Annotated in this window: 16 protein-coding genes; 3 read left to right on the forward strand and 13 right to left on the reverse strand. The window is 44.2% G+C overall.

Annotated features, from left to right (window positions below):
- Positions 1–179: 179 nt before the first annotated feature.
- From L3V31_RS20855 to L3V31_RS20900, 10 genes are all read right to left on the reverse strand, one after another.
- Positions 180–1352 carry a tetratricopeptide repeat protein gene (locus tag L3V31_RS20855; protein WP_237318980.1) on the reverse strand — a complete coding sequence of 391 codons (1173 nt, stop codon included), beginning with the start codon at positions 1350–1352 and terminating at the stop codon, positions 180–182.
- On the reverse strand, positions 1349–1969 hold the full coding sequence (locus L3V31_RS20860) for an energy transducer TonB (protein WP_237318982.1): 621 nt from the start codon (positions 1967–1969) through the stop codon (positions 1349–1351). The genes L3V31_RS20855 and L3V31_RS20860 overlap by 4 nt, the downstream gene beginning before the upstream one ends.
- A complete protein-coding gene (locus L3V31_RS20865) occupies positions 1969–2373 on the reverse strand; it encodes a biopolymer transporter ExbD (protein ID WP_014233526.1) in 405 nt (134 codons plus the stop codon). The genes L3V31_RS20860 and L3V31_RS20865 overlap by 1 nt, the downstream gene beginning before the upstream one ends.
- Positions 2370–2924 carry a MotA/TolQ/ExbB proton channel family protein gene (locus tag L3V31_RS20870; RefSeq protein ID WP_237318984.1) on the reverse strand — a complete coding sequence of 185 codons (555 nt, stop codon included), beginning with the start codon at positions 2922–2924 and terminating at the stop codon, positions 2370–2372. The genes L3V31_RS20865 and L3V31_RS20870 overlap by 4 nt, the downstream gene beginning before the upstream one ends.
- On the reverse strand, positions 2924–4291 hold the full coding sequence (locus L3V31_RS20875) for a MotA/TolQ/ExbB proton channel family protein (protein ID WP_237318986.1): 1368 nt from the start codon (positions 4289–4291) through the stop codon (positions 2924–2926). The genes L3V31_RS20870 and L3V31_RS20875 overlap by 1 nt, the downstream gene beginning before the upstream one ends.
- The gene (locus L3V31_RS20880; RefSeq protein WP_237318988.1) at positions 4292–5059 is read right to left on the reverse strand and encodes a DUF3450 domain-containing protein; all 768 of its coding nucleotides are present in this window, start codon (positions 5057–5059) and stop codon (positions 4292–4294) included.
- A gap of 73 nt (positions 5060–5132) precedes the next feature.
- Positions 5133–7214: a TonB-dependent siderophore receptor gene (locus tag L3V31_RS20885; protein ID WP_237318990.1), complete on the reverse strand. Its 2082-nt coding sequence runs from the start codon at positions 7212–7214 to the stop codon at positions 5133–5135.
- Positions 7215–7424: 210 nt separating this feature from the next.
- Positions 7425–8798 (reverse strand): sensor histidine kinase, encoded by a 1374-nt coding sequence (locus L3V31_RS20890; protein ID WP_237318992.1) that lies wholly within the window; start codon positions 8796–8798, stop codon positions 7425–7427.
- On the reverse strand, positions 8798–9463 hold the full coding sequence (locus L3V31_RS20895; protein ID WP_237318994.1) for a response regulator transcription factor: 666 nt from the start codon (positions 9461–9463) through the stop codon (positions 8798–8800). The genes L3V31_RS20890 and L3V31_RS20895 overlap by 1 nt, the downstream gene beginning before the upstream one ends.
- Before the next feature lie 155 nt (positions 9464–9618).
- Entirely contained in the window at positions 9619–10572 is a 954-nt protein-coding gene (locus L3V31_RS20900) for an L-lactate dehydrogenase (RefSeq protein ID WP_237318996.1), read from the reverse strand.
- A gap of 319 nt (positions 10573–10891) precedes the next feature.
- Here L3V31_RS20900 and L3V31_RS20905 point away from each other — a divergent pair, with 319 nt between their 5' ends.
- On the forward strand, positions 10892–11602 hold the full coding sequence (locus L3V31_RS20905) for a glycerophosphodiester phosphodiesterase family protein (protein WP_237318998.1): 711 nt from the start codon (positions 10892–10894) through the stop codon (positions 11600–11602).
- 32 nt (positions 11603–11634) lie between these two features.
- Here the strand turns inward: L3V31_RS20905 and L3V31_RS20910 are convergent, their stop codons facing one another.
- A complete protein-coding gene (locus L3V31_RS20910) occupies positions 11635–12117 on the reverse strand; it encodes a L,D-transpeptidase family protein (RefSeq protein WP_237319000.1) in 483 nt (160 codons plus the stop codon).
- Positions 12118–12332: 215 nt separating this feature from the next.
- Here L3V31_RS20910 and L3V31_RS20915 point away from each other — a divergent pair, with 215 nt between their 5' ends.
- Positions 12333–13328, forward strand: coding sequence for a 2-hydroxyacid dehydrogenase (locus L3V31_RS20915; protein ID WP_237319002.1), 996 nt, complete (start codon positions 12333–12335; stop codon positions 13326–13328).
- Positions 13329–13411: 83 nt separating this feature from the next.
- On the forward strand, positions 13412–13768 hold the full coding sequence (locus L3V31_RS20920; protein WP_237319004.1) for a YibL family ribosome-associated protein: 357 nt from the start codon (positions 13412–13414) through the stop codon (positions 13766–13768).
- Positions 13769–14156: 388 nt separating this feature from the next.
- On the opposite strand, the gene L3V31_RS20925 is transcribed toward L3V31_RS20920, so the two are convergent.
- Together L3V31_RS20925 and L3V31_RS20930 are read right to left on the reverse strand one after the other, a co-directional pair.
- Positions 14157–15188, reverse strand: coding sequence for a cytosolic protein (locus tag L3V31_RS20925; protein WP_237319006.1), 1032 nt, complete (start codon positions 15186–15188; stop codon positions 14157–14159).
- Between the two features lie 90 nt (positions 15189–15278).
- Positions 15279–16052: a cytosolic protein gene (locus L3V31_RS20930; protein ID WP_237319008.1), complete on the reverse strand. Its 774-nt coding sequence runs from the start codon at positions 16050–16052 to the stop codon at positions 15279–15281.
- Positions 16053–16442 lie beyond the last annotated feature (390 nt).

Below are 16442 nucleotides of genomic sequence, written 5' to 3' on the forward strand. Positions count from 1 at the left end.
GCTTTGTATCGAACTTAACCACATTTGTTAGATAAATTCACTAATTTCCACTGAGCTTCTACAGACTTCTTAGTCTAACTCACTTGCTTAAATGCTGTGGATTGTTGGAAATAAGGAAGGTAAAAATACAAAAAAGCCCGAGTATTACCTCGAGCTTTTTGAGTATTCTTGAGAGCTATCTAAGAATTTACACTGGATTCTACTTTACGAAGTTGAGACAAATAAGTCACCCAGCTTTTTGCCTGATCTGATGGTTTCATTTCATAAGACCTTTTAGCGTTCGCAAGGGCATCATCGATACGCTTCAACTTATAATAAGCACGAGCTTTAATAAGTGCGACATCGGCTTTTCGGCCAGAAACTTTATCGAGTACAGCTAAAGCTTGTTGATAATGGCCTTCTTGCACCAATAACTGAGAAAAGTTCCAGTAGTACTGAGAATCAAGTCTTGCAGCCACTCGCCAGCTATCCATCGACTTATCCCACTCTTTGGCCATTTGCCAGTAAGTCGCTTGCTGTGCCTTTAGTTTGCTGTCTGAGTTAATCTCATGCAGTTCGTTTAAGACCAATGCAGCACGTTCTGGGATTCCACGAGTAGCATAAAGTTGAGCCAACAGCTTCAAATCATCTTGACTAAGTTTTACTCCCTGAAGCTTAGCAAGAGCCAAAGAGTCTAAAGCCCGTTTATTATCATCAATGCGCAGATGCAGAGCGACCAATTGTCGCCACCATTCCACGCGTACAGGTTCAATAGCAATCAAACGCTTTATTGTGCCAATCGCTGGCTTCCACTTTTTGAGTTCCAGCTCAGCAGAAAGCTTGATCGAAAGCGGACCAGTCTTGTCAGGCTGCCCGAACTGCTCGTAACGCCCCATGGCAGAAATCACTTTGTTCCACTCACTTAATTGGTAATGAGACTGTGCAATACGCAACCAAACATCGTGGGCTTTCTGCTCTTTCGGTACCGCCTTACTCAACGCATAATAATGTGGTAATGCTTTGGAAAATTGTTGCTCGTTAAGCAACATATCAGCCAACATCTTACGGGTTTGCCACGCTTGCTTATCCTGTAGCAAACCACTATTCACCGCATACTCAAGCTGTTTGATTGCAGGCTTAATTTGCTGGTTTTGCCAATAGAAAATGCCCAACATACGAGCGACAAAAGCCTGATCATAGCCACGAGAAAGATCTAATTCTTCTAGCGTCGAAATCGCTTCTTTAAGGTTATCTTCCTGAGCCATGTTATGTGCCCGCTGGACACGCGAAGCCGTATACTGACTTAACTCGTTCGCGGTAGTCGCGTAAGCGCTTAAGCATAAGACGGCGCCAATTAGGAATTTCTTCATCATTTCGGTAACTTGAACTCCAGTCTTACGGTCTGCCCAAACTGCTCGATTGACACACCATCCTCAACTTTTGGCTGATATTTCCAATTTCTAAGAGCACGTATCGATTCACGCTCAAACATGCGGCTTGGCTTGGCTTCGAGCACTTCAATGTCTTTTGGACGGCCAGTCGCGTCAATAGTAAAGCGCAACACCACGTAACCTTCTACCTTACGTTTCTGAGCCTTGCTCGGATAACGAGGTTCAACGCGATAAAGAGGTAGCGCTTGTTGATTACCCATCGTGCCTTTTAGATTTGGCGCACTAATCGCAATACCATCCAGCGCCGTGTTTAGCCCCAAAGCACTGGTCGGTGTCACTTGGCTCATTGGTTCAACTTGCGTATTCGTTTGAGACAAGTCCATCGGCTCTGGTGCTTGCGGAGGCTCAGGCTGATCTGGAACCGAGCGTTGACGACGCTGTATATCTGCATCGTTTTCTACCATCACCATGTCAAAGCGAACCGCTTCAGAAGCTTTTGGTGCACGCTGGTTGCCATTGTCTACCATCCAGGCCATAAAACTAAACAAGCTGACTGAAATCAACAGCGACACGGGTAATGCAAGTAACAGCCTACCCATTAAGGCGTCTCCGCTGCCAGTGCAATGTTCTTAACGCCCGCGCCTTTTGCTGCATCCATTACTTTTACAACCGTACCGTTATAAGCATGCTCATCCGCCTGAATGACAAGTGATGCGTCGGGCTGATCAAGTAGTAAATGCTCGATAGACGCTTCTACACGCTCGATATCAACCAAACGCTTGTCGATATACACATCGTTTGCTGCCGTTACAGCAATAAAGATACCAGCATCCTTTTGGCTCACCACATTTGAAGCCTGCGGGCGATTGACTTCCACCCCTGACTCACGAACAAATGAGCTAGTAACAATAAAGAAAATCAACATGATGAACACGATATCAAGCATGGATGTTAAATCGACTTGAGCTTCGTCTTGTTGATTAGGTCTGCGTCCGAGTCTCACTTCTGACTCCTTAAAGATTGTTCTAATTGGATGGCTCTGCGCTCACACACTTTGCTTAATCGTGCATGAACAAACATCCCCGCCAACGCCGCTACCATTCCAGCCATAGTCGGTAAGGTTGCAAGCGAGATGCCAGAAGCCATCAATTTCGGATTGCTGCTGCCCTGTGAAGCCATGACATCAAACACGGTAATCATGCCCGTCACTGTACCTAACAAGCCAAGCATTGGGCAAATAGCCACAAGCAACTTGATCGTTGATAAGTTCTGACGCAATTCCATGTGCGCCTTTGCAATCCATCCTTCGCGGATTTGATGTGCGTACCAAGAGTGATGTTCTGACCTTGCCAGCCACTGGTCACGGAGTTCTGCTTTTACCTTAGGAAAGACCGTAGTCAGGTAAAGAACCCGCTCCATGACCAATAACCAGCACACCGCAACTACGGCGGCCAGCCACCATAAGATCTGGCCACCTTGCTGCATAAAGCTCATCAATGTTGTGGCCCAATCTTCGCTGATCAAACCCAATGTGTTGAGTAAGATCTGCTCCATTACGCTGCATTCTCCGCGACTGTATTCACTTTGCTTTTTCCTTGAGGCATATCACGCTCAGCCTGTTCTGCAACTAAGCCAATACCTTGCTTCTCAAGAATATTGCGAATGTTCTCCGCTTGCGAGCTCAAAACATTGTGAGCCAAAAGCAGAGGCATTGCGGCAACCAGACCAAGTACAGTCGTTACAAGCGCCATTGAAATACCACCCGCCATGACTTTTGGATCGCCGTTACCAAACTGAGTGATCACCTGGAAGGTTTCGATCATGCCAGTTACGGTTCCAAGCAGACCAAGCATCGGAGCCAGTGCCGCCAACAGTTTCAACATCGACAAGCCTTTTTCTAGGTGCGTCTGCTCATCAACCACCGCTTCAAGAAGACGCAATTCTAATGCTTCCACACTGCGGTGTTTGTCTTTCTGATACACCGCAAGGACACGACCCAATGGATTATCTTGTGGCTGAGTAGGGCTCTTCAATTGCTGTGCAATCTTCTGACGTGCAATCATCAGTGATACGCCACGAACGAGCGCAATAATCAAACCGATAACTAATAAGCCAAGAATGATCTTACCCACTACACCACCAGCGCTGAGGCGATCTTGCAGTGTTGGCGAGTTCGCAAGTTGCTCCAAAAGGATACCGCGTGATGGATCAATAACAATGCCATCTAGATCACCCGAAGTGAGTGTGCTTGCTGTCGGACCATTCTCAGGCTGACGAAGGTAGTTAACCGCATCGCCACGCTGACCGCTCCAATTCACATAACCGTTGTCATCCAGTAACGCCATCGCGCCAAGGCGAGCACCCGTAATCGTCTGCTCACGACCTTCACCATCCAGCAATGTGAACGATACATTAGCCAGCTCACCACTTGCCTTCACTTGCTCTTCCATACTGCGCCACATGGCCTGAAGCTGTGACAAAGTAGGTAGCGAAGTCGCAGCAACAATAGCCTCGATGTCTTTCAGGTAAGTGTTGCGGTCAACACCCGTTACGGAATGTTTAAGTTCAGATTCAAGTTCTTTTGCATTCTGACGTACAACACCGAATAGCTCGCCAAGGCTGCCCGTCTCTAAACGAAGCTTCTCTTCAAGTTGTGCCAATTCAGCTTCATTTTCACTGAACGTCGCACTCAAGGCGTCCGCCTCGGCTTGTAAAGCGGCGCGCTCTGCCGCCAGTTGATTTTTAATCGACTGCAACTCTTGTTCTGATTGTTTAAAACCAGCTTCACGCGTTACGTTGTGTGATTGCTGTTGACGATTTTCCTGCTGCGCTTTTTGCAACAAAGTGTCACTGGCAAACGTAGTGTAAGGCATCAACGCAGCGCTTGAGATTAATGCAACCGATAACCACTTTTTGATCATTTACTTGCCCTCCGCAACGGTTAGCGACACTGGCAGCGTTAACATGCTCGGTGCAATTTGTTTGTTTGCCATGGCAAACGCTTTATCCAACTCTGTTTTTTGTTCAGTACCAAGAGGCAGCCAGGCCTTCTGCTGTTGCGACCAGCTCCAGAACGTTTCTCCGGATAAGCTACGTGCGATCAACGATACGCGTCCTAAATAGAGGACATCCGCTTCAACTTTTTCGTTCGCCGATAAATCAATTTTGCCTTGGTAAACGCCAAGTCGAGTGCCGTAATCCATTTCGATTTGGTACGCTTCCAGAATTCGGCGAAACTTTTCTGCATCAGCAACGTCCGCACGAGTCATCATCGAATCAAGCTTCGCAATACGCTCTTCGCGTTGTGCTTTACGAATCGGCTTATCGTTCGCCACGATCTCTTTTAACCCATCAAGCATGTGATACATCAACGGCACAACACCTTGACGGGTGTGTGCAATTTGCTCGATTTGGTCATTCAAGTTATCTACTTCTTGATTCTGACTGTTCACGAGACTGGTAAGGTGATCGCGATAAATCTTTAAATTGCTGACTTCTTCTTGCAGCTGTTCGATTTCTGCTTCCAAGGTCAACGCCTTTTCTGCACTGGTATCAATGCGTTTTTGACTGGCCGCGGATGCTTGATTGGTTTTACTTTGCACTGCTTGTGCACCGCTGAGATTTTCCGCGTGAACGGGAATCAAAACCGATGAAATTAGCAGAGCGATACTTGATTTAATTAGATTCATACGAGTTTAAATGCTATTTCCTAAAACGACTAAAGGGGAATACGACCCTTCCCCTTTATTAATCAGATTGTTATCAGTACTTAAACTGGATTGTCGCCATGTAGTTACGGCCTTCACCAACCACTACACCGCTCGCTCCCTCATACTCTAGAGGGTCAGTACTACCACCGCCCGCTAAGTACTCAGTATCAAATAGGTTTTCTACATTGAATCGAGCAACAATATCCAAGTTTTCGTCGTACTTATGCTTGTATGACACACCCATATCAATGCGTGCATACCCATCTTTTTCGAAGGTGTTCGCTGCATCTCCGTAGCGCTCACCTTCATAAATCAAACCTAGGTTTAGGTTGGTGTTGTCTTGCACTTTGTAGCTAGACCAAACACTCGCTGAGAACTCAGGTACATCTACCGGACGGTTGCCTTTGTAATGTTTACTTTGTGTAATCTCTGCATCTAAATACATTGCAGAAGCAGTAAGCGAAAGCTTATCCGTCACAAAGCCCTGCGCTAAGATTTCTGCTCCACGGTGAACTTGCTCGCCATCTTGCGTAATCGTCTCTTTGCCCGGATTATTTGGCGCATCAACCGTTAGCTTTACGTTCTCTAAGGTGATATCAAATAGAGCGCCTGTTAAGTAAAGACGTTGATCAAACAACTCCCACTTAGTACCAACTTCGTAAGAAATGCCGCGTTCCGCGTCTAGCTCTTCACCATCGTTAGTATAATCCTCACCGTTTACCTGCCCTTGTGGCATAAAACTCTCAGAGTATTGAGCATAAATAGAGCCATTCGATGTTGGGTGGAAAGTCACACCAAACTTCGGAGATACTTGGCTCTCTGTTAACTCATCACTACGTTTTTCATCATAACGAACACCCGCAAGTAGCTGCCAGTAATCATTGATGGTCATCATATTCTGCGCGTAGATTCCCCAAGTATCGTATTCGCTCGTTGGCCATTTTCTCGAACTACGATAACTAGGCTTTGGCACCGTTTCTCCCGGAGCAATCTTCGCTTCATTATGAAACGACATAAAGCGATCGTAACTGTAATCTAAGTAGTTAGCTCCGACTAATAGTGTGTTTTCGGTACCAAATAAAGCAAAGTCTGTCGTAACATCTAAATAGGCGGTGTCAAACACCCAGTTATCTGAACGATCATTACCACGGTGAACAATGACGTTATCTACATCGTATTTATTGAACTTCGGGTAAGACTCTACGTCAAAACGCTCAAAGTCTTGGCGGTTGTATCCCGCTTTCACATTAACGCTCTCAATTACTTGCGCATTAATATCGATGCCATAGTTTTCGACGTCGTTATCGATCTTTGACCATTGCGCGTCCCAAATGTATTTTTCACCTAACTGAGGCTTGCCATTTACGACGTAAGCACCTGAATCTACGCTACCTTCATCTTTTGTACGGTCATAGTGCGCTGACACCATAACGTTTTCGGTAATGTCATACTCAGCAACTAAACCACCAACAAAACGATCGGTTTGAGGCTTTGTACCATCACCGTAAGTGCGCCAAGAACTGTAGTTCTCCTTCGCTAAAATCGCACGAGCACGCAGCGTTTCCGCTTCATTTAAAGAGCCACTGACATCAAGCACTGTACGTGAATGCTCGTTTGAACCGATGTCTTGGCTCAGGCTTACTTGTGTTTTTGCTGTTGGTTTCTTAGAAACCATGTTTACTAAACCACCCGGCTCAGACTTACCGTAAAGCAGACCAGACGGGCCTTTTAAAACTTCAACACGCTCTAAAAGCTCAATTGGCTGACGATAATGTGACCAGTGTTGGCGACCATCTTTTAGGAAACCATCCGAACTACTTAGTTCAAACCCACGTAGCGAGAAACGTTCACGGTTGCGACTAGTGCCGCCGGCGCTCACACTCGCGTCATTACGCAGTACTTCACCCAGCGTACTCGCACGTTGCTCATCGATCACGGTTTCGTCAATGACAGCAACTTGCCCCGGAGTTTCTAGTTGCGTCATTTCCATTCGCATCGCTGTACTATTGGTATCCGCTTTGTATCCGAACTCGCGTCCTTCAACGACTAGATGCTCATCTGTTTGAATTTCTGCCACTGCAGGTGCCGCTAACACCGCACCGATCACTAATGCCAAATGGCTCTTAGTAAACATATCCTTTCACTCCGATTGTGTTTCGGGTTGCACATACAATAAATGTGATTCCCTCTTATTTACATTGCGAGTGAATATAAGTGATAAGTATTACCATTTGCATTAAATTTACATTCTTTGCATTTGCAAAGTTTTGTAAAGAACTATCGGGTGACGAATTATTCATACGAGATCTAGATCACAAAATAAACTTTTAAGCATCATGTTGCATTATTGTCTGAACATCAAACTCACGGTTAAGCCACCTTGCGGACGGCTCTCTGCATTCACGTTTCCTCCCATCATTCGCATCGACTCTTTGACAATCGCAAGCCCGAGACCATACCCGCCGACGTTCTTATCTCTCGACACATCTAAGCGTGTAAAAGGATTGAATATTTCGGACAACTTGTTTTCTGCAATTCTAGGCCCATTGTCAGATACCGACATAACGAGATAAATCTGCCCATTCACTTCTTTGTGGCTCAGAGCCACTTCTATCTGGGCGCATTCACCTGCGTATTTGATGGCATTGCCAATAAGATTGTTGAGACAACGTACGACCAAAGTTTCTTCGCAATAAGCGCTAGGCTCTGTCGCGTAAGAAACAAATGACAAGCTTTGTTCCTCTTTAAGATCGATTTTGCAACGCTCAACTTGTGGTGCTAAAAGCACTTCTAAGTCCATACGTTTAGTCGCTTTATCGTAACGAGCATTCTCAAGGCGGCTAAATTCTAAGATGCCGCTGATCAGGTGATTCAGCTCTTTAGTCTCCTCTTCAAGTCGGGTAACCAAAGCTTGTTCACCCTCTCCCACGCGTTTACGCAAAAGGTGTAACACCAAGTTTTGCCTGGCTAGCGGCGTTCTGAGCTCATGAGAAACATCGCGAATCAACAGGCGTTGTTTTTTCGCTAGGGAGTGGATCTCTCTGGTCATGTGATCAAAGTCTTCTGCGAGCTCATTAAACTCTCGGGTGTTCGACTTTAGTTCCCGTACGACACTGACGTTAAAATCTCCGTTCGAAAGCTTCTTGCTTGCCTCTCTAAGACGATCTAATGGCTGTTGTAAGTTACGCGCCATCAAAAGCGAGAACAAGACTAAAATGACCACGGCAATAACCACTTTGATAATTGAAAAATACAGTATGAAGTCATTCGCAGGATGCAAACGATGCGGCAGTTGGATCACTAAGTTGTGTTTATTAACCAGAGGAATGTTGATGATGGGTCGATTAACTTTGCCTTCCAATTGATCATTAATGCTGCGCTTGAACTGAAGCTTAAATTCAAAGTGTGGATGCATTAAACGATGTGTGATGGGTTGGAGCTGCTCGTTCAATACAAACAGATAAAATTGTTGTGCGTTTGCCCAATCGGCTAATTCTTCCATGTCACCGTGCTCGATAAGCACGTTCGCTTGATGTGCAAGATCTAGCATCTCTGATTTGACGCTATCAGGGACTTTTAGCATGGCTTTGACCAAAGCTTGTTCGGCTAAGTGCTGAACAAGCAATATACTGATCACTATCGCCGTCATATAGCTAAAGAGCTTAAACGCGAGACTGTCTTTGCGCTTTACTATGTAGGATGGACAAACAAACTTCATTACACGCCCACAACTTCTAAATAGCTGTAACCTTTACCACGAAACGTTTTAATGTGCTGCTTTGAAAGGCCCGCCTCTACCAGTTTCCGGCGGATGTTACTGATGTGCATATCAAGATTGCGATCAAACGGACTGAGTTCTTTTCGCAGAACTTCCGTTTGCAGCTCCGCTTTAGAGATCACCACTCCCTGATTTTTAACCAAGTGACTTAAAAGTTCGGCTTCAGTGCTGGTCAGCGGCAAGCTCGTTATCTGATCACTTATGTTCTGAACGGTATTACAAATGGTTTGTCGTTGGCGCTCCAAACCGACTCGACGAAGGATAGCTTTAATACGCATCAGTAACTCTGCGACATTGAATGGCTTACCGATATATTGATCGGCACCGGCTTGATAGCCGTCAAGCATCGAGCTCTCATCATTTAAAGCTGTGAGCATAAGAATTGGAGTAGCAAATCTTTGGCAGATACGACGAGCAACTTGCATCCCATTTAAGTTTGGCAACATAACATCAAGTAAAACCAAATCGACAGGCGTTTTTTCCATGTATTGCAGGGCGCTTTCACCACAATGTACAGAAGATACGGTATACCCTTCATCTTGCAATACTGTGGCTAAGAGTTCACACAAAGGAACGTCATCATCAACTATCAAAATTCGCGACATGTCTAATTGTCAATTAAATAAAAATAGTTCTCATTATATTCTTCACTTTTAAGTTAAACAACTGAGCATTGGAGGAGCTTATTTGCTCAAAAACACGAAAGCCTACTTTACAGCAGGCTCTCTGAAATTAAGCGATGACTTAAATTTTGAACTCGCTAACACTGTAAACCGGTCAACAATGCAACGTTGTTTACGATTGAACGTAAGTTCTCACTGATTGCTCTCAACGTTTTCAGCTCTTCACCACTAAATGGATGAGTAAGCACCGAGTCAGCGCCATTTTTACCCACCACCGTTGGTAAGCTGAGTACGACATTATTCACGCCATATTGTCCTTTTATCATTGTTCCGACAGGCAACACTGAGCGCTCGTTGATGATCACCGCCTGAACTATCCGAAACACACTGGCTGCGATACCGTGTACAGTATTGTTCTTGCGGCGAAATATTTCATACCCCGCTTGTTTCACCGCCTCTAATAGCTCATCCGCATCAATTCTCTTGATATTATGCATATCACAATAGTAATCCGCGGGTTGGCCTGCGATAGAAATCAAACTCTTTGGCGTAAAACAATGACTACCATGTTCGCCTAATACGTAGCCAAAGATATTCTTAGGATCGAGATCTACACGGTTGGCTACAATACTCATCAAGCGGGCAGTATCAATAACACAGCCACTACTGATCACCTTACTAGCTTCAAACCCTGTATTAGCGACGATAAAATGGGTAACAATATCACATGGGTTAGTCACAACAATTAGAATGGCATTTGGTGCAACACGCTCTATGTTACGTGCAATTTCAACCCCTATATTGGCGTTGATTTCTGCGATATCCAGACGAGTCTGCCCTTGTTTAATTTGAGCACCAGCAGTGATGATAACAATGTCCGCTTCCAATAAATCCAGATAGTCATTTGAAGGGACAATACGAGTGTTTTTGGAAAACGTTAACGCCGTTGTATGGCGGAAATCGAACACTTCCCCTTCTGCTCGTTCCAGGTTTTGATCTAATAGAACCAATTCACTGAAACTACCCATCGTAAGTAAGTAATTACAAACTCCAACGCCAACAGCACCAGCGCCAATGACACCGATCTTCATTTTTCTCTCCCTGATATTTCTACCCAAATCACTGCAAGATGCAGGATTCAAATCCATCTGATCATCAACACTTTACTACCTAAGTAAACTATCATGTTCAGACTCAGCTTCATGTGGTTTCTGGGTATTGTTCTTAGCTCACAAGATTAGTCGTTACTTTAAAAATGAGCTGCGATAGAGTAAAAGTCCAACATATTTGTATTAGTGTGCATGCCTCAGTAAATGAAGGTGTTGCATCGACATAGCTCGATTCTCACCAATCCAAACAACTCAAAAATTGATTACAATCGGGTTCAACCCAAACGAGAAAAGCGACAACATGGATACATTGTTAATTGGTCACCGAGGTGTAGCGGGGTCCTACCCAGAAAACACAAAGATAAGCGTTCTGGCTGCAGTAAACCTTGATTTGAAATGGGTAGAAATTGATGTTCAACCGACAAAAGATGACATCTTGGTGGTATGCCATGATCACACGGTCAATCGCTGCAGTAATGGGCAGGGGCGAATAGATGAACTCACTTTGGATGAACTAAAAAGCTTAGACTTTGGAGCCTGGTTTAGTGGCGAGTTTAAAGGTGAAACCATCATGACGTTGGATGAGCTTCTTGAACTGGCAGCTGAGCACAACCTCAATTTAAATATCGAAGTGAAAGTTGATCGCCATCCCGCTGAGCCAGTTGCCAAGTTATTAGCCACAGTGCTTTCTGGTAGCTCTCTGCCTTCAAAAAGTATTTTACTTTCAAGTTTTAGTCATGATGTTATTCGAGCCCTCTTTAAGCACTGTAAAGGCTACCGTTTAGGTGTACTGAGCGAATTTCTTACCAAGAAAGACCAATTGCTGCTTGAAGAAGTCAACGCTTACAGCTGTAACTTAAACATCAATTGGGTGCGCTCCCGTCAGATTAAAAAACTCCAACAAAATGGCTATAAAGTGATGTGCTATACCGTCAACAACCCACATAAACTAAAGCACCTGCCAACGTTAGATGGCATCTTCAGTGATCACCCAACTCGGTTTCTGCCGTAAGCGATCATTTTAAAATGCGAGGGGATTTTCTGTTACCACTCAATGGTGATGGGTGTTCCCCTTCTAACCAATTGAATAAACTCGTCCATCTCTTCGTTGGTAATCGCGATACACCCATTGGTCCAATCAAAACTTTGTATAAAGCTTGGGTCTTGGGTTTCCCCATTTTTTAAGCCATGGATTTTAATATTGCCACCAGGGTAGACACCGCGACGATGAGCCTCCAGCGTATCAATGGCATCGGGGTAGCTAATATGTACGGAACGGTAAAAAGCAGAGTCGTTGATAACGTAATCTAGGGTATAGTTACCTTCTGGAGTCCGGTTGTCCCCTTCTTCTTGTTTATGACCTTTGGGATTAGCACCCAGCGCAATTCGATACTCCTTTATCACAGTGCCTTCTTCCATCAAGTACATTCGACGCTTTGACTTGTCGACTTTAACAAGATCGACAGCACCCTGTGCTTCGAATACGAACGCACAACATACAATTAGAGAACACCATTTTACTGACATCGCCAGAACGCCTAATTAAGAAGCCAACAAGGAAAACAGAGAAGGGGTATGCTAGTCAGTTGGTAATAACAAAGCAATCTGAATATAACGTGGGGACGTAAAAACCTATGCTAATGGCATTTTGCTATGACAGAGTCCGTATTGCAGATTTATCTATTCATCGTACCTAAGTTGCATTACGTTAGTAGAGAACACAAAGATTTCGAGAGAGAACTATGATTAACATTGCTTTTTTTAGCGCCAAATCCTACGACGAAGCCTCTTTTAATAAAGTGCGACATCAACAGGACTTAGAGTTTCATTATCACGATTTTCGCTTGACCTCGAAGACTGCGAAAATGGCTCACGGCTGCGAAGTCGTCTGTGCATTTGTTAACGATGACTTGTCTGAACCCGTTTTAAAACAACTATCTCAGGGCGGCACTAAGCTTATAGCAATGCGTTGTGCGGGTTTTGATAAAGTCGATCAACAAGCGGCTAAGAAGTTAGGCTTGCAAGTGGTTCGTGTACCGGCCTATTCACCAGAAGCGGTTGCCGAACATACGGTCGGGTTGATGATGTGTCTGAACCGTCGACTACACAAAGCCTATCAACGAACCCGAGATGCAAATTTCTCTCTGGAAGGTTTAGTAGGCTTCAACTTTTTTGGTAAGACGGTCGGCGTAATAGGTACGGGGAAAATAGGCATTGCTGCAATGAGAATTTTCAAAGGATTAGGTATGGAGGTCCTGTGCCATGATCCTTACGAAAGCCCTCTGGCAATAGAGATGGGCGCACGTTACCGCTCTCTAGAAGAGATATATGCCAATGCTGATATTATTACTTTGCATTGCCCGATGAGTAAAGAAAACTACCACCTCCTCAATGCAACTTCATTTTCGAAAATGAAAGATGGCGTGATGATCATCAATACAAGTCGGGGAGAGTTGTTAGATTCACTTGCTGCAATCGAAGCTCTGAAGCAAGGAAAAATTGGTTCACTGGGCCTAGATGTTTACGACAATGAGAAAGAGCTTTTCTTCCAAGATAAGTCGAATGACGTTATCGTAGACGACGTTTTTCGCCGTCTATCTGCATGTCATAACGTCCTGTTCACGGGTCACCAAGCTTTCTTAACTCACGAGGCGCTCAACAACATAGCATCAGTGACACTCAACAACGTAGAAGCATTCTTCTCTGGGCAAGTTTCAGGGAATGAACTGATCAACTAAATTAGGAATCGAGGAGGATAGTAGAGCGTAGAATTTTAGCTATGCTATACTCCTCGGCCATTAAAAATTAGAGTCTAACTGCCATGAGCATAAAAACTGATATTCAAAAGCTGCATAACCGCGTAGAGAACTGCCAACGTAAACTCGATGCAGCACGTTCTCGTGGTGATCACGAAATGATTTCTAAGTTTACTGATGAAGTCGAGCAATTAACCAAAAAACTTAGTCAGCTTAAGCACAAACAGAGTTACGAGCTGAATAAAGAGCGTAAGAGCTTGCTGGATATGCCATTTTCTCGTGAAATTACCAAAGAAGAGCAGGCAGACATCGGCAAACTCAAAAAGCGCGTGCGCGGACTTGTTGTCGTTCACCCGATGACCAAGCTTGGTAAAGAGCTGCGTCTGGATGCGATGACAGGTTTCGCACCAAAAGAGTTTTAATTTTCGTTAATACAATGTTTATATTGAGCCTGAGTCAGAACACTCGGGCTTTTTATTGCTCACAGTACGGTGACTTCAATTTAGCAGCCGAGCTCGTCATTCCCCCCTCTTTTCGACCTGATTAACCCTTTCTTATTGATTACCACTTTTTCGGTTACGCTCACCAGGCCACAGTATGAATGATATGGCTCCTGGTATAGATCGGATAGATATCGATGTTTAATGATAACTTTCGAGCCGCTCTGCTCACTTCCTGATGACAGAATGATAAAAAGCACGTCGGTAGGCAATGTCACCCTTCATGATGAACGATAGCACCGCACAGACGTTTTACACAAAAAAGCCTCGCTATCACTAGCGAGGCTTGGTAACAAATTCTGATCGTGTTTTAGGTCAACTGTTGTAGCTTATGTTCCACCAAGGGATCACCAGGAACCAGTTGTTGAGCAACCTCTAAAAGCTGCACCGTATCTTGCGGGTTGTCATGCTCATGCTTCAGCGCTATGTCTACTAGTGGCTGAATATCAATTTGTGCCTGATGTTCCTTCACGTGTTGTTTCTTCTCATCAATCAACACATTGTGAGCTTTACTCAATAGGCCCAGACGATGTGTGGAGTTTGCGTTCGCCTTGTTGAGGCACTGGTAGTAATCCTCTTTTAAGCGCAGTGTTTTGGTTTGATGGCGAAACTGCGCAATGTCTATCTGCTGATGACGGATGAAATCTGCGGCTACTTGCTTATAAAAACCAAATTTATTCATATAAGTAGCGTGAGTGCCATGGCCCATGCCAAAAACCCTTAGATGCTTCAGTTCTGGATATCGCTTAGCATGAAGTCGGTCAATATCATTAGTCGGGTCATAAATGATATAGCCCTTGGCATCTCCTAGATCAAGATCGTGGTACTCACCATCCCAATCAAACTGTTGCGCTATTTCAGTACTCGATCTGTTATCCCAAGGCACCAGTTCTTGGTTTTTGGTGCTAACCGGATGAAATAGCAGTACTTGGTCGAGCTTAAGCAATTTGGCGAATGCACCAATCGCGAAGCCACCCCGACTCAATCCATAACCTAAACGGCACTCGAAAGGCGCTAGCAGCATCGATAATTGCTCAAGAAAGAAAATCAAATTACGGCTACGAAACCAATTGCTTTTACCCAGATGCTGGAAAGAAATAATATTTACTTTTTGCTTTTGGGCTAGGCGATAACCCCAAGGCGCAAAATCGGGATGTAAGTCCTGTACTTGTAAGTTAGTACCTGCAGGAGAAAAGGTGAACAATAGTGGTTTGTTAAGATCAACAAACTCATACCTAACAAAGACATCATCAAGCAAGTCCTCCCCGGATATTGGTAGCCTGGTTTCCTGCTCTTCACGAGAAAGAGTCAGCCATTCATCCAACCAGTACAGTAACTTCATTAATCCTCCATCTAAATTGCGCCTAGCAATTGTATTAAAAATCTAGTTTTTAGTGCGTGATCATTTCCCCCATTACAGGGGGCTCTGATATCAGTCCTCTTTTAAAAACAAAGTCTTGGTTTGCTCATTAAATTGGGCAATATCTATCTGTTGGTGGCGAATAAATTCCTCCGCCACCGTGTTAAAAAATTCTAATTTATTCAGGTGAGTGGATTGAGTACCGTGCCCCATACCGACAACTTTGAGATGCGTCAGCTGCGGATAACGTTCTGCATGAAGACGATCAATGCAATTGGTAGGATCATAAATAATGTAGCCTCTGGCATCCCCCAAAGCTCGATCGTGATAGTCATTCTCCCAGTTAAACTGCTGAGCTAAATCAGTGCTCGGTCTGTCATCCCATGGCACAATAGTTTTATTCTTCGTGCTAACAGGATAAAACAGTAGGATATGCTCCAACTTCAGCAACTCTGCAAATGCACCAATAGCAAACCCGCCCAAGCTCTGACCATAGCCCAAACGACACTTAAAGGGCTCTAATAGCTCGGATAGCTGCTCAAGAAAGAAAATCAAATTGCGACTTCGGAACCAATTACTTTTACCCAAATGCTGGAAAGCAATAATGTTCACTTCTTGCTGTTCTGCGATCTGATACCCCCAAGGTTTAAAATTCGGATTTAAATCTTGTACCTGAACATCAGTACCGGAGGGAGAGAAGGTAAACAGTAAAGGCTTGTTCGAATCGACTAATTCATACTTAACAAAAACATCGTCAAGTAAGTCAAACCCGGTAAGTGGTAGTGCAGTATTCTGCTCTTCTTTAGAAAGAGTCAGCCATTCATCTAACCAGTACAGTAACTTCATTTATCCTCCATATAAATAACACTCTCTATCTCTCTGTTAAGTCTACCAAAATGCTATTAAGGACCATATAAACCACAGCTCCAACAGAAATCTTACTAGCCTATGAAGAGACTATTGAGCAGAAAAGAAAACACGAGAACTTAACTCGGGAATAAGAGCTCAGAAAGAACTTGGAGAAAGGTAAATTTTAGAAGAAGAGCTTACTTGATAAGCAAGACATTACAGAACTTTTATATGCAAGGCTGTTTTTGAAAACAACAGATACGAAAAAACCGCTGTAAGAACAGCGGTTTCTCTTTAAAAGTGGCGGAGAGATAGGGATTTGAACCCTAGATACGCTATTAACGTATGCCGGTTTTCAAGACCGGTGCTTTCAACCACTCAGCCATC

This window comes from Vibrio sp. J1-1 (genome assembly GCF_021728395.1).
Classification (GTDB): Bacteria; Pseudomonadota; Gammaproteobacteria; order Enterobacterales; family Vibrionaceae; genus Vibrio.

What these genes read in the sequence shown, in the direction of transcription:
- L3V31_RS20890 (WP_237318992.1), bottom strand. Translation starts at nt 8,798, where the DNA reads ATGAAGTTTGTTTGTCCATCCTACATAGTAAAGCGCAAAGACAGTCTC.
- L3V31_RS20870 (WP_237318984.1), bottom strand. Translation starts at nt 2,924, where the DNA reads ATGGAGCAGATCTTACTCAACACATTGGGTTTGATCAGCGAAGATTGG.
- L3V31_RS20880 (WP_237318988.1), bottom strand. Translation starts at nt 5,059, where the DNA reads ATGAATCTAATTAAATCAAGTATCGCTCTGCTAATTTCATCGGTTTTG.
- L3V31_RS20925 (WP_237319006.1), bottom strand. Translation starts at nt 15,188, where the DNA reads ATGAAGTTACTGTACTGGTTGGATGAATGGCTGACTCTTTCTCGTGAA.
- L3V31_RS20885 (WP_237318990.1), bottom strand. Translation starts at nt 7,214, where the DNA reads ATGTTTACTAAGAGCCATTTGGCATTAGTGATCGGTGCGGTGTTAGCG.
- L3V31_RS20855 (WP_237318980.1), bottom strand. Translation starts at nt 1,352, where the DNA reads ATGATGAAGAAATTCCTAATTGGCGCCGTCTTATGCTTAAGCGCTTAC.
- L3V31_RS20920 (WP_237319004.1), top strand. Translation starts at nt 13,412, where the DNA reads ATGAGCATAAAAACTGATATTCAAAAGCTGCATAACCGCGTAGAGAAC.
- L3V31_RS20895 (WP_237318994.1), bottom strand. Translation starts at nt 9,463, where the DNA reads ATGTCGCGAATTTTGATAGTTGATGATGACGTTCCTTTGTGTGAACTC.
- L3V31_RS20900 (WP_237318996.1), bottom strand. Translation starts at nt 10,572, where the DNA reads ATGAAGATCGGTGTCATTGGCGCTGGTGCTGTTGGCGTTGGAGTTTGT.
- L3V31_RS20860 (WP_237318982.1), bottom strand. Translation starts at nt 1,969, where the DNA reads ATGGGTAGGCTGTTACTTGCATTACCCGTGTCGCTGTTGATTTCAGTC.
- L3V31_RS20875 (WP_237318986.1), bottom strand. Translation starts at nt 4,291, where the DNA reads ATGATCAAAAAGTGGTTATCGGTTGCATTAATCTCAAGCGCTGCGTTG.
- L3V31_RS20910 (WP_237319000.1), bottom strand. Translation starts at nt 12,117, where the DNA reads ATGTCAGTAAAATGGTGTTCTCTAATTGTATGTTGTGCGTTCGTATTC.
- L3V31_RS20905 (WP_237318998.1), top strand. Translation starts at nt 10,892, where the DNA reads ATGGATACATTGTTAATTGGTCACCGAGGTGTAGCGGGGTCCTACCCA.
- L3V31_RS20915 (WP_237319002.1), top strand. Translation starts at nt 12,333, where the DNA reads ATGATTAACATTGCTTTTTTTAGCGCCAAATCCTACGACGAAGCCTCT.
- L3V31_RS20930 (WP_237319008.1), bottom strand. Translation starts at nt 16,052, where the DNA reads ATGAAGTTACTGTACTGGTTAGATGAATGGCTGACTCTTTCTAAAGAA.